Origin of the sequence: Pseudoxanthomonas sp. PXM04 (assembly GCF_014851695.1) — a bacterium.
GTDB classification, from domain to species: Bacteria; Pseudomonadota; Gammaproteobacteria; order Xanthomonadales; family Xanthomonadaceae; genus Pseudoxanthomonas_A; species Pseudoxanthomonas_A beigongshangi.
The window spans coordinates 271,537-284,126 of record NZ_JACVAG010000002.1 but is presented as its reverse complement, the minus strand read 5'-3'; the positions used below and the strand labels follow the sequence as shown (position 1 = coordinate 284,126).

Sequence of the window (12,590 nt, the reverse complement as noted above, 5' to 3'; positions counted from 1 at the left end):
CCGATTACTTGGCCGGGGGCGCGCAGTAAGCCTTTTCGGCCGCCTGCGCCAGTGCCAGCTGGTTGGCCCGCTGGGTGTCGTCCATCGCCTGGCCCGGCTTGCCGTCCTCGCCAGCCTGCGCGACCGGACCGCTGCTGCCGAGGATTTCCAGATTCTTGCGGGCGGTGGTGCATTGCGGGTGTTCGACGGATTTGCCGGCGGCGGCATCGGCCTGCGGAACCGGCTCGCCCCGCGGCGCGATGCGGCGGTCCTGGTATTGCCGGTCCGTCGGTGGCTTGTCCGAATAATGGGTCACGCCCTTGGCGTCCTTCCATTGGTAAACGGGACCGGCGAGGGCCGGCAGGCTGGCCACGACCAGCGTCGCCAACGCCAGTAGCGGAAGGGCGGTGGACGGTCGGGGCGGTGCGCGCACGGTCGGCTCCAGGCGGAAACGGCAGGAACCGGATTGCAGCATTCCCCCGCCGGGCTGGCAAGCCGGCGGCGGCTGGGCTTGGGCTAAACTGGGACGCATGGACGAAATCAAGCCGCCGCCGCGTTCCCGCGGCATCTACCTGTTGCCGAACCTGTTCACCACCGCCGGCCTGTTCGCGGGTTTCTACGCGATCATCGCCGCCGCCGACGGCCAGTTCGTCAACGCCGCCATCGCGGTGTTCGTGGCGGGGCTGATGGACGGCATCGACGGCCGCGTCGCCCGCCTCACCGGCACCAGCAGCGCGTTCGGCGTGCAGTACGACTCGCTGGCCGATCTGGTCAGCTTCGGCCTGGCGCCGGCGCTGGTGATGTATCACTGGTCGCTTTCGGCGCTGAAGCTGGACAGCGCCGCGATGGGCCGCGTGGGCTGGGCGGTGGCATTCCTCTACGCGGCCTGCGCGGCGTTGCGGCTGGCGCGGTTCAACACCCAGGTCGGCACGGTCGACAAGCGCTGGTTCGTCGGCCTGGCCAGTCCGGCGGCGGCCGGGCTGATGATGTCCTTCGTGTGGGCGTTCGCCGATGGCAGCCTGGGCTGGAACGGCGATGAACTGCGCTACGTGGCGCTGGCGGTGACCATCCTGGCGGCATTGTTGATGGTCAGCCGGATCCGGTTCTGGAGCTTCAAGGGCAGCGGTGAAGGCGGCGCGCGCGCGGATCGGGTGCCGTTCGTGGGCCTGTTCCTGGTCGCGGTGGTGATCGCGATCCTGTTCATCGATCTGCCGCGTGTCCTGTTCGCGGTGGGCGTTTGCTATGCACTGTCCGGTCCTGGCTACTGGCTGTGGCAGCGGATGCGCCGTGGCGAGGCGCGGGCATGAGCCTGTCCGCGCAGACGCCATGGTCGGCAGAGCAGCAGGGCTGGCTGGCGGCGCTGGGCTATACGGTCTGGGTGACCGGCGCGCCGTCGCCCGCCGAGCTGGAGCCGGCGGAGGCCGGCCTGGGCGCCGCCGCGCCGTCGCACGCGCCGGCCTCGCCGCCGCGTGCGGAACCGCCGAAACCTCCCGTGGCCCGTGAACCGGCGGCGGCGCGGGTTGCACCCGCCCTCGATCCCGAATCCTCGCCCGCCCCGGAGCGCGTACGCGCCGCGACGCCGCGCTCCCGCCCGGCCTCGCGGTTGCCGGATCGCCTGCATTTCGCCCTGATCCGCGCGTCGGGCTGCAATCCGAACGCGGAAGGCGCCGCGGAGATCTTCGCGCAGTGGCCGGCCTCTTCGGAACTGCGCGGCAATCCGGCCGCCAAGCGTGCCCTGTGGCCGCGGCTGCGGGCATTGCGCAGGCCATCGGCACCGTGAGCGCGGTCAGCGTCGAGCCGGGCATCGTCCCGTCGGCCTCGTTGCGGCCGATGCGCGATGGCGATCTCGACGCGGTGATGGCGATTGAACAGCGCGCCTATCCGTTTCCCTGGACCCGCGGCATTTTCCGCGACTGCCTCAAGGCCGGTTATCCGGCCTGGGTGATGGTCGAGCATGGCCTGGTGATCGGCTATGGCCTGATCAGCATCGCCGCCGACGAAGCCCACATCCTCAATGTCTGCGTGACGCCCGAACGGCAGGGACGCGGCCTGGGCCGGTACTTGCTGCGCGCGCTGGTGAAGCAGGCGGGTGATCTGCGCGCGGGCCGCGTGTTCCTGGAGGTCCGCCCGTCCAACCTGGGCGCGATCCGGCTGTACCACAGCGAAGGCTTCAACGAGATCGGCCGGCGGCCGCGCTACTACCCGGCCCGCGACGGGCGCGAGGACGCGCTGGTGATGGCGATCGAACTGGTCGCCGGCGACATCGAGAAGATGCCGCCGCTGTAGGGTGGGCCTTGGCCCACTCCGTCGGATTACAGCTTGGCGCGCTGTTCGCGCAGGCCGTTGAGCTGGGTGGTCCATTCGGCCAGGCGCTGGCGCTCCTGCTCGACCACCGCCGCCGGCGCGTTCTGCACGAAGGTGGCGTTGCCCAGCTTGCCGTTGCACTTGCCGATTTCGGCTTCCACGCGCTTGATTTCCTTGTCCAGGCGGGTGCGCTCGGCATCCAGGTCGACCAGGCCCTCCAGCGGCACCAGCAGCTTCAGCTCACCGACCATCGCCGCGGCGGAGGCGGGAGCCGCGGCGTCCACCGCCAGCCATTCGATGGCTTCGAGCTTGAGCAGGAACGACAGCGAAGCGGCATGTCGCTCGATCCGCTGGCGATCCTGCGCGGTGCCGGCTTGAAGGAGCAGGCGGACGCTGCGCGAGGGCGCGACGTTCAGTTCGCTGCGCACGCGGCGCAACGCGGTGACCATGGTCTTGAGCCACTCGACGTCCGCCTCGGCGTGGCCGAAATCCTGGCCGGCGAAGTCCCCGCTCGCGGGATACGGGCGCAGCGAAATGGTCTCGCCGGCGATGCCCAGTCGCGGTGCCACCTGCTGCCACAGCTCCTCGGTGACGAAGGGAATCAGCGGGTGCAGCAGGCGCAGCAGCGTTTCCAGCACGTGCAGCAAGGTGTGGCGGGTGCTGTCGGCGGCCGCCGCGTCGCTGCCGTTGAGCGCCGGCTTGGCCAGTTCGACGAACCAGTCGCAGAACTCGTTCCAGGCGAATTCGTACAGGGATTGCGCCAGCAGATCGAAGCGGTAGTTGGCGAAGTGGGTTTCGGCTTCGGCGGTGGCCTTGGCCAGGCGGGCGAGGATCCACTTTTCGGCGTCGGTGACGGGATTGGGGATTGCGGTGCGTCCATCGGCACCGTTGCCTCCACCTGCCGGGCGGCCCCCATCTGCCCTTCGGGCATCTTCCCTCGCTTGCTGGGGAAGAGTAAGGGGAACGGTCCCCGCTTGCGGGGGAAGAGTAGGGGGCACGGTCCCCACTTGCGAGGGAAGGGTGAAGGTGGCGGTGTTCATCAGCACGAAGCGGCTGGCGTTCCACAGCTTGTTGCAGAAGTTCTTGTAGCCTTCGGCGCGGCCGAGATCGAACTTGATGTCGCGGCCATGGGTGGCCAGCGCGGCGATGGTGAAGCGCAGCGCGTCGGCGCCGTGCTGGGCGATGCCGTCCGGGAATTCCTTGCGGGTGGCCTTCTCGATCTTCTCGGCCATCTTCGGCTGCATCAGCCCACGGGTGCGCTTGGCGACCAGATCCTCCAGCGAGATGCCGTCGATGATGTCGAGCGGATCCAGCACGTTGCCCTTGGACTTGGACATCTTCTGGCCGTCCTTGTCGCGGATCAGGCCGGTCATGTAGACGTCCCTGAAGGGCACCTTGCCGGTGAAATGGTCGGTCGCCATGACCATGCGCGCGACCCAGAAGAAGATGATGTCGAAGCCGGTGACCAGCACCGAGGACGGCAGGTAGCGGTCATAGCCGCGTGCCGCCATCGCCTGCGGGTCCGGCCAGCCCAGGGTGCTGAACGGCCACAGCTGCGAGGAGAACCAGGTTTCCAGCACGTCGCTGTCCTGGGTCAGCGCCACGTCGGCGGACAGTCCGGCCCTGGCGCGCGCTTCGGCCTCGTCGCGGCCGACGTAGCAGCGGCCCTCGGCGTCGAACCAGGCCGGAATGCGGTGGCCCCACCAGAGCTGGCGGCTGATGCACCAGTCCTGGATGTTCTCCATCCAGTGGCGGTAGGTATTGATCCAGTTCGGCGGCACGAACTTCACCTCGCCGTTCTCGACCAGTTCCAGGCCGCGACGGGCCAGGCGGTCCATCTTCACGAACCACTGGTCGGTCAGGTACGGCTCGATCACCTGGCCGGTGCGATCGCCGCGCGGCACCTGCAGCTTGTGCGGCTTGGTTTCCACCAGCAGTCCGGCTTCCTCCAGGTCCGCCAGCACCGCCTTGCGCGCGTCGTAGCGATCCAGGCCGCGATATTTCTCCGGCGCGTTGTCATTGATGGTGGCGGTGGGAGTGAACAGGTTGATCAGCGGCAGTTCGTGGCGCACGCTCACCTGGTAGTCGTTGAAATCGTGCGCGGGGGTCACCTTGACCACGCCGGTGCCGAACTCGCGGTCCACGTAGTCGTCGGCGATCACCGGGATCTCGCGATCGGTCAGCGGCAGCTTCACCGCCTTGCCGATCAGGTGCGCATAGCGCTCGTCTTCCGGATGCACCATCACCGCGACGTCGCCGAGCATGGTTTCCGGACGGGTGGTGGCCACGGTCACGCTGCCGCTGCCATCGGCCAGCGGATAGGCGATCGACCACAGGAAGCCGTCTTCCTCGACGTTCTCCACTTCCAGATCGGAAATCGCCGTCTTCAGCACCGGATCCCAGTTGACCAGCCGCTGGCCGCGATAGATCAGGCCTTCCTCGTGCCAGCGCACGAACGCTTCGATCACCGCGCGCGAGGGTTCCGGATCCATGGTGAAAGTGCTGCGCGACCAGTCGCCGGAGGTGCCCAGGCGGCGCATCTGCCGCTCGATGATGTCGCCGGATTCGGCCTTCCACTCCCAGACCTTGCCGATGAAGCCTTCGCGGCCCAGACCGTCGCGGGTCAGGTTTTCCTGGCTCAGGTTGCGCGCCACGACCATCTCGGTGGCGATGCCGGCGTGATCGGTACCGACCTGCCACAACGTGTCGAAACCGCGCATGCGGTGGTAGCGGATCAGCGCATCCATGATGGTCTGCTGGAACGCATGGCCCATGTGCAGGGTGCCGGTGACGTTCGGCGGCGGCAGCAGGATCATGTACGGCTCGCCTTCGCCGCGCGGCTTGAAATGGCCGGCGCTTTCCCACTCGGCGTACAGGCGGGATTCGAAGGTTTTCGGGTCGTAGCTGGAGGCGAGATCGGTCATTGGGGACGGGATTCGGGATTGGGGATTTGGGATTCGTGATGGAGCGGGATGCGGCGAGCGACATCTCCAATCCCCAATCCCGAATCCCGGGCATCACATGTCGTACTTGTTCACGTCGAAGCCGCGCGCCTTGTACTGCTTCCAGCGTTCGCGCAGCGGGTCGCGCGCGGCCGGATCGGCGGGCACCACTTCCAGCACCCGCTCGCAGGTGCCGGCATAGGCATCGTCGCGCAGATTGATAACCAGCGTGCGCGAGGGCGCGTCGAAGTCGGGCGTGGCGATCAGGACCGGGGTCAGATCGTCTTCCTCGTCGGTGCCGGCAATCTGGTGCGGGATGTAGGCATCGTCGTCGAACGACCACAACAGCTCGTCCAACGCTTCGGCCTGCTCGGCGTCACGCGCCAGGATCAGCGTCCAGTGGTTGCCGTCATAGGCCTTGCGCGCCAGCTCGCACACCAGCCGCAAAGGCTCCTCCAGGAACCGGGGCTTGGCGATGAGGTAGAAATCGGCGCGCATGTGGGGGCTGGGATTCGTGATTGGGGATTGGGGATTTGCGGAAGCGTCTTCAGTGGATTCGGGATTCATGCCTGGCACGAATCCCGAATCCCGAATCTCAAATCCCGGCCCTGTCGAGCAACCACTGCGCCAGCAGGCCGACCGGGCGGCCGGTGGCCATGCCGCGCTTGCCTTCGTCGTTGGCGACGCCGGCGATGTCCAGGTGGGCCCAGCGCTGGCCTTCGGTGAAGCGGGCCAGGAAGCAGCCGGCGGTGATCGCGCCGGCCCAGCGGCCGCCGATGTTGTAGACGTCGGCGAAGGTGGAATCGAGCTGGGTCTGGTACTCGTCCCACAGCGGCAGGCGCCAGGCGCGGTCGAAGACCTGTTCGCCGGCGGCCAGCAGTTCGTTGGACAGATCGTCGTGCTTGCTCATAAGACCGGTGGCGTAGCGGCCGAGGGCGACGATGCACGCGCCGGTCAGGGTGGCGGCGTCGACCAGCGCCTGCGGTTCGAAACGCTGCGCGTAGGTCAGCGCGTCGCACAGGATCAGGCGGCCCTCGGCGTCGGTGTTGCCGACTTCGATGGTCTTGCCCGACATGCTGGTGATGACGTCGGACGGGCGGTAGGCGTTGCCGTCGATGGCGTTCTCGACCGCCGGCACGATCACCACCAGGTTCAGCGGCAGCTGCATCTTCACCGCCGCCACGAAGGCGCCGAGGACGCTGCCGGCGCCCAGCATGTCGTACTTCATCTCCTCGATGCCGCCCTGGGTCTTCAGGTTGACGCCGCCGGTGTCGAAGGTGATGCCCTTGCCGACCAGCACGAAGGGCTTGGCATCGCCGCCGTTGTTCCACTTCAGCACGATCAGGCGCGGCCGGTTGGCCGAGCCGCGGGCCACCGCCAGCAGCGAACCCATGCCGAGGGTTTCCATCTGCGCCTCGTCCAGCACCTCGCATTCGGCGCCGTTGTCGGCGGCGAACTTCTGCGACTGCTCGGCCAGGTAGGCGGGATTGCAGATATTCGGCGGCAGGTTGCCCAGCTCGCGGGTGAACTGCACGCCGGCCGCGATCGCCGCGCCCTGCGCCAGCGCCTGCGCGTCTTCGCCGGAAATGGCGAAACGGGCCAGGCCGGGTTCGTCGTTCTTCTTCTTGCCCAGGGTGGCGGTGTAGCGGTAGCAGGCATGGTCGGCGGCGATCACCGCCTGGCGGATCTTCCAGGCCGCGTCGCGGTCCTTGACCTCGACTTCGGCCAGGGTGAACAGCGCGCTGGCCGAGGGGCCGGCCTTCAGCGTGCGGGCGGCGTCGCCGACCGCCTTCAGGTACTGCGGCACCCCGAACTTCGCCGCCTCGCCCAGTCCCACCACCAGCACGCGCGGCGCGGCCACGCCCGGCAGGTCGTGCAGGAGCGCGGTCTTGCCGGTCTTGCCGCTGATGTCGCCGCGCGCGACCAGGGCCGCCAGACGGCCGCCGCTGGCGGCGTCGATGGCCTGGGCGGCCGGGGTCAGGGTCTTGTCGCCATAGGCGCCAACCACCACGCAATCGACGCCGGCGCTGGCCGGGGCGTCATGGTTCAGGGTGAATTCCAGGGTCATTGAGCAGATTCCATGGCCAGTTCCGTACAATCGCGGGTCCTGTCGAAGGGCGGGCTTCCCGTGCGGAAGCGCAAGACCGCCGTCTGCCGACGCCAGCGAACGAACCCCGGATTGTAAAACAAGCACGATGCCGAAGCTGGACCGCTACCTGTTCCGAGAATTCACCCAGAGCTTCCTGGCCACCCTGATCATCCTGCTGATGGTCAGCGTGGGCGGGGTGATGGCCGACATCCTGGGCAAGGTGGCCGACGGCAAGGTGCCGGCCCGGCTGCTGCTGTCCCAGCTGGGGCTGCAGTTCCTGGGCTATCTGCCCTACATCCTGCCGCTGGCGCTGATGCTGGGGCTGCTGCTGGCCTTTTCCCGCCTTTATCGCGACTCGGAGATGGCCGTGTTCACCGGTACCGGGGTGGGCCCGCGCCGCCTGCTGAGGCCGCTGTTGCTGCTGGTCGTGCCGGTGGTGGCCGCGGTGGCGTTGTGCTCGCTGTGGCTCGGCCCCTGGGCCAAGCGGACCGCCGAGAACATGCTGGACCAGGCCAATCGCAGCCTGGTCGTGTCCGGGCTGGAGGCGGGCAAGTTCACCGTGCTCTCGAACGGCACCGTGGTCTACGTCAGCGGCATCTCCGCCGACGGCACCACCCTGAACCGCGTGTTCATGCACCGGCAGAAGGAGGATCGCCTGGACGTGGTCACCGCCCAGCACGGGCAGATGTTCTTCGAGGGCCAGCGCAAGCGCTATCTGCGCCTGACCGACGGATTCCGGGTCGAGGGCCCGGCCGGGGAGGGCCTGGACTACCGGCTGATGCGCTATGCCAGCAACGAATCGGCGCTGCCGGATCGCACCGACACCCTGGACCAGAACGATCCCGAGGTGCTGTCCACGCCGGCCCTGCTGGGTGACGACCGGCCGGGCGCCAATGCCCAGCTGCACGCCCGCCTGACCCCGCCGCTGCTGGCGCTGGCGTTCGCGCTGCTGACCCTGCCGCTGTCGCGCAGTTCGCCGAGGCAGGCGCGCTATGGGCGGGTCATGCTGGGGTTCCTGGCCTACCTGGTCGGCGTCAGCCTGATGTTCAACGGCACCCAGTTGCTCACCGACGGCAAGCTGCCGGGCTTCGTCGGCCTGTGGTGGCTGACCCTGCCGCTGCTGGCCGCGGCCATCTGGTTCTATCTGCGTGACGGCAAGCTGGGCCGTCCGAGGGCGCGCGCATGAGGCTGCGTCCGAATCTGCACGATCTGTATGTTGGCCGGGTGGTGCTGGCCACGGTGTTGCTGACCTGGGCGGTGCTGGTCGGCCTGGACCTGGTGATGGCGCTGTCCAACGAGGTCAGTGACATCGGCAAGGGCAACTACACCTTCGGCCACGCGGTGGCCTGGCTGGCTTACACGGTGCCGCGCCGCGCCTACACGATGTTCCCGACCGCGGCGGTGATCGGTTCGCTGATGGGCCTGGGCCAGTTGGCGGCCAGCTCCGAGCTGACCGCGCTGCGCGCGCTGGGCCTGTCGCGGCGACGCCTGAGCATCTCGGTGGCGGCCGCGCTCGGCATCCTGACCGCGCTGATGGTGTTCAGCGGCGAGACCCTGGGCCCGTGGGGCCAGCGCCAGGCCGACGTGCTGAAGAACAGCGCCCGCAGCGGCGACGTGGCGGTGGATCGCTTCTCCGGCCTGTGGGCGCGCGAAGGCAATACCTTCATGTACGCGCAGAGCGGCGAGGAGCGCAAGGAAGACGGCCGCAACTGGCTGCAGCTGCGCGATGTCCGCCTGTACGAACTGGCTCCCGACGGCCGCCTGGCCTCGATCGCCCACGCGGCGACCGCCGAGCATCTGGAGGGCCACTGGCTGTTGAAGAACGTGCGCCGGACCACCTTCCACGCGCGTTCGGTGACCCAGCAGCAGGTGCTGGGCGAGCGCTGGGAATCCAAGCTCGACGCGGCGGTGTTGTCGTCCGGCCTGACCAAGGCGCGCAACCTGCCGACCCGCGAACTCGGCCAGAACATCGACTACCGCAAGCGCAACGGGCTGGATGCGCGCGAGTACGAGGATCTGTACTGGAGCCGCTGGTTCTATCCGCTCAACGTACTGGCGCTGTGCCTGGCCGCGATCCCGTTCGCGTTCGGCAGCCTGCGCAGCGGCGGCATGGGCAAGCGCCTGTTCCTGGGCATCATCTTCGCGGTCAGCTTCTGGGCGCTGCAATTGCAGTTCGTGCGCCTGGCCAGCGCGTTCCACATGGACTTCCGCATCGCCTACGCGATGCCGCCGATCCTGCTGCTGGCGGTGTCGGCCTGGATGTTCCGACGGCGCAGCGCATAGCGTCGCGCCGCGCCCCGACCCACTTCCGGTGACGGGGTATCGAACGCGCCGCAGCGCGCCGGGAAAACAATGCGTCAGCGCTTCCGCTTCGGCAGACGGATCATCCGCGTGCCGCTGAAGCGGTCATGCCGCGCCCCGACCCACTTCCGGTGACGGGGTATCGAACGCGCCGCAGCGCGCCGGGAAAACAATGCGTCAGCGCTTCTGCTTCGGCAATCGGATCATCCGCGTGCCGCTGAAGCGGTCATGCCGCGCCCCGACCCATTTTCGGTGACGGGGTATCGAACGCGCCGCAGCGCGCCGGGAAAACAATGCGTCAGCGCTCCTGCTTCGGCAATCGGATCATCCGCGTGCCGCTGAAGCGGTCATGCCGCGCCCCGACCCACTTTCGGTGGCGGGGTATCGAACGCGCCGCAGCGCGCCGGGAAAACAATGCGTCAGCGCTTCTGCCTGGGCAGCCGGATCATCCGCGTGCCGCTGAAGCGGTCATGCCACGCCAACCGATCCCGATCGACCCACGCCCACCAGAACCCCAATCCGCCCAGTCCCAGCGACAGCGTGGCGACGGCAAACCGCAGCCACAGTGCGCGCATCGTCGGTGGTCCACCCTGCGCGTCCACCACCTTCAACCGCCACGGACGCATGCCCAGCGTCTGTCCGCCGCGCGCCCAACTGAGCGTCGCGTATAGCCCGGCCACGGTCCAGCAGCACAGCCAGAGCAGGAGCTGCAGCGGACTGTAGGGCGCGATGTTCTCGCGTGCGGCGTGGTGGCCCAGGAAGGTGTAGCCGAGGGTGAAGGCCAGGGAGATGAGCATCCACAGCGCCAGGACCGGCCATACGTCGTAGAGCAGTGACAGCAGGCGCCAGCCGATCAGGGCGCGGGGTTTTTCGGTGGGTGTGGCGGACGCGGTCATCGCAAAAGGATAGCGCGCCGCCGCGCGCGCGGTGCCAATGGACCCGCATTCCCGCATGCGTCCGTGCGCGGATCTGACCTAAGCTTGCGCGATGACTTCCCGCACGCCCGCCGAGCGCCGCCAGCAAGTACAGGCGCTGCCCCCCGTTCCCGACGCCGACGCCGCGGTCATCGCGGCGTTCCTGGATGCCACCTGGGCCGAGAGCGGCCTGGCGCGCCCTTCGCTGGACAGCTACCGGCGGGATCTGGAGGGCTTCGCGCGCTGGCGCAATGGCGCGCACGGCGGCTTGGCGCAGGCCGATCGCGCCGCCCTGTTCGACTACTTCGCCTGGCGTACCCGCGAAGGCTACTCGCCGCGCAGCAACGCGCGGCTGCTGTCGTCGCTGCGGGCCTTCTTCGCCCATCGTCTGCGTCGCGGCGATCGCGGCGACGATCCAACCGCCTTGCTGGACCCGCCGAAGCTGCCGCGCTCGCTGCCCAAGGCGCTGGCCGAGTCGGAGATCGACGCGCTGCTGGCGGCGCCGCTGGCCGATACGCCCGAGGGCCTGCGCGATCGCGCGATGCTGGAGCTGATGTACGCGGCGGGACTGCGCGTCAGCGAACTGGTCAATCTGCCGGCCACCGCGGTCAATCTGCGCCAGGGCGTGATCCGGGTGACCGGAAAGGGCAGCAAGGAGCGGCTGGTGCCGCTGGGCGAGGAATCGCAGCACTGGCTGGAAACCTATCTGGCGCAAGCGCGGCCGGCGCTCGCCAACAAGCGCAGCCTGGCGGCGCTGTTCCTCACGCCGCGAGGCGAAGCGCCAAGCCGGCAGCAATTCTGGACCCTGGTCAAACGTTACGCCGCCGTGGCCGGCATCGATCCGGTACGGATCAGCCCGCACGGTCTGCGCCACAGTTTCGCCACCCATCTGCTCAACCGCGGCGCGGATCTGCGCGCGCTGCAACTGCTGCTGGGCCACAGTTCGCTGTCCACCACCCAGATCTACACCCTGGTCGCGCGCGAGCATCTGAAGCAACTGCACGGCAAGCACCATCCGCGCGCCTGAGACCCGGTTAATCGAACTGACTCGGGGCTGTGCGAGAATTGCCCGCATCCTGACTGGCCGCCCCCGGCGGAATTGAAACGAGATGCCGATGACCCGCCTTCTTTCCATCGCGCTGCTGGGCGCTTTCAGCCTCACCGCATGCGCGCAGGCACCGCAGGCGCCGGGCGCCGACAACAAGTCCGCGCCGGCTTCCGCCAATGCGGCTTCCAGCGGCGGTCCTGCCGATGCCAAGGTGCGCGAGGCGATCAAGCGACTCAATCCGCAGATCAGCGTCGAATATGTCGGCGTGGCGCCGCTGCCCGGCTTCCGCGAAGTGATCGCCGGCGGCCAGCTGGTCTACATCAGCGACGATGGCCGCTACCTGGTGCAGGGCGCGGTGGTCGACCTGCAGGGTGGCAACCGCGAACTGATGAAGGGCAGCCCGGCGATGGCGCGCTATCGCGCCGATCTGCTCAAGTCGGTGCCGCACGCCGATCGCATCGTGTTCTCGCCGCCGAACGCCAAGTACACGGTCAGCGTGTTCACCGACATCGAATGCGGCTACTGCCGCAAGCTGCACAGCGAGATCGCCGAGATCAACCGGCAGGGCATCGCGGTGGAGTACCTGGCGTTCCCGCGCATGGGCCTGGGCAGCCAGGACCACAAGGACATGATCTCGGTCTGGTGCTCGACCGATCGCAAGAAGGCGCTGACGGAAGCCAAGTCCGGCCGCCCGGTGCAGTCGCGCGACTGCACCAACCCGGTCACCATGGAATACAACATCGGCCAGCGGGTCGGCGTGGACGGCACCCCGGCGATCTTCGCCGCCGACGGCACCCAGCTGGGCGGCTACCTGCCGCCGGCCGCCCTGCGCAAGGCGCTGGACGACCTGGCCGCCGAGCAAGCCAAGGCCGGCGGCGCGCCCTGACCGAAGCTCCCGTCTTTTGGGATGCCCGAAGGCCGGTCCCCTTGCAGGGGCCGGCCTTTTTCATGCCCGGGCGCCGGCCCGCGGGCGCCAGAGGTCCGGCCAGGAGCCGGATCCGGGCTGGGTCGGG

General features: G+C 68.5%; 12 protein-coding genes. 7 read left to right on the top strand and 5 right to left on the bottom strand.

The annotated features are described in order from the left end of the window. Positions 1 to 4: 4 nt before the first annotated feature. Entirely contained in the window at positions 5 to 412 is a 408-nt protein-coding gene (locus IB228_RS07235; RefSeq protein ID WP_318287731.1) for a DUF4124 domain-containing protein, read from the bottom strand. Between the two features lie 97 nt (positions 413 to 509). Between IB228_RS07235 and pssA the strand changes: the two genes are divergently transcribed. From pssA to rimI, 3 genes are read left to right on the top strand one after another with little or no spacing between them, the layout of a single operon-like run. Then, entirely contained in the window at positions 510 to 1,286 is a 777-nt protein-coding gene (gene pssA, locus IB228_RS07230; protein WP_183639101.1) for a CDP-diacylglycerol--serine O-phosphatidyltransferase, read from the top strand. Beyond that, the gene (locus IB228_RS20060) at positions 1,283 to 1,759 is read left to right on the top strand and encodes a hypothetical protein (protein WP_183639099.1); all 477 of its coding nucleotides are present in this window, start codon (positions 1,283 to 1,285) and stop codon (positions 1,757 to 1,759) included. The genes pssA and IB228_RS20060 overlap by 4 nt, the downstream gene beginning before the upstream one ends. A gap of 50 nt (positions 1,760 to 1,809) precedes the next feature. Then, entirely contained in the window at positions 1,810 to 2,265 is a 456-nt protein-coding gene (gene rimI, locus IB228_RS07220) for a ribosomal protein S18-alanine N-acetyltransferase (RefSeq protein WP_183641208.1), read from the top strand. A gap of 26 nt (positions 2,266 to 2,291) precedes the next feature. Here the strand turns inward: rimI and IB228_RS07215 are convergent, their stop codons facing one another. From IB228_RS07215 to IB228_RS07205, 3 genes are all read right to left on the bottom strand, one after another. Further along, positions 2,292 to 5,207, bottom strand: coding sequence for a valine--tRNA ligase (locus IB228_RS07215; protein WP_192197978.1), 2,916 nt, complete (start codon positions 5,205 to 5,207; stop codon positions 2,292 to 2,294). 93 nt (positions 5,208 to 5,300) lie between these two features. Beyond that, positions 5,301 to 5,723, bottom strand: coding sequence for a DNA polymerase III subunit chi (locus tag IB228_RS07210; RefSeq protein WP_183639097.1), 423 nt, complete (start codon positions 5,721 to 5,723; stop codon positions 5,301 to 5,303). 97 nt (positions 5,724 to 5,820) lie between these two features. Then, positions 5,821 to 7,293, bottom strand: a complete 1,473-nt coding sequence (locus tag IB228_RS07205) for a leucyl aminopeptidase (protein ID WP_183639096.1) — start codon at positions 7,291 to 7,293, stop codon at positions 5,821 to 5,823. Between the two features lie 127 nt (positions 7,294 to 7,420). Between IB228_RS07205 and lptF the strand changes: the two genes are divergently transcribed. Both lptF and lptG read left to right on the top strand, forming a co-directional pair. Next, the gene (gene lptF / locus IB228_RS07200) at positions 7,421 to 8,500 is read left to right on the top strand and encodes an LPS export ABC transporter permease LptF (RefSeq protein WP_183639095.1); all 1,080 of its coding nucleotides are present in this window, start codon (positions 7,421 to 7,423) and stop codon (positions 8,498 to 8,500) included. Next, positions 8,497 to 9,597 carry an LPS export ABC transporter permease LptG gene (lptG, locus tag IB228_RS07195; protein WP_183639094.1) on the top strand — a complete coding sequence of 367 codons (1,101 nt, stop codon included), beginning with the start codon at positions 8,497 to 8,499 and terminating at the stop codon, positions 9,595 to 9,597. Before lptF ends, lptG begins: the two co-directional genes overlap by 4 nt. Before the next feature lie 437 nt (positions 9,598 to 10,034). On the opposite strand, the gene IB228_RS07190 is transcribed toward lptG, so the two are convergent. Next, a complete protein-coding gene (locus IB228_RS07190; RefSeq protein ID WP_192197977.1) occupies positions 10,035 to 10,511 on the bottom strand; it encodes an RDD family protein in 477 nt (158 codons plus the stop codon). Between the two features lie 91 nt (positions 10,512 to 10,602). On the opposite strand from IB228_RS07190, the gene xerD reads away from it, so the two are divergent. Both xerD and IB228_RS07180 read left to right on the top strand, forming a co-directional pair. Further along, the gene (xerD, locus tag IB228_RS07185) at positions 10,603 to 11,556 is read left to right on the top strand and encodes a site-specific tyrosine recombinase XerD (RefSeq protein ID WP_183639092.1); all 954 of its coding nucleotides are present in this window, start codon (positions 10,603 to 10,605) and stop codon (positions 11,554 to 11,556) included. Positions 11,557 to 11,644: 88 nt separating this feature from the next. Next, positions 11,645 to 12,463, top strand: a complete 819-nt coding sequence (locus tag IB228_RS07180; protein WP_141455615.1) for a thioredoxin fold domain-containing protein — start codon at positions 11,645 to 11,647, stop codon at positions 12,461 to 12,463. The last annotated feature ends 127 nt before the right edge of the window (positions 12,464 to 12,590 follow it).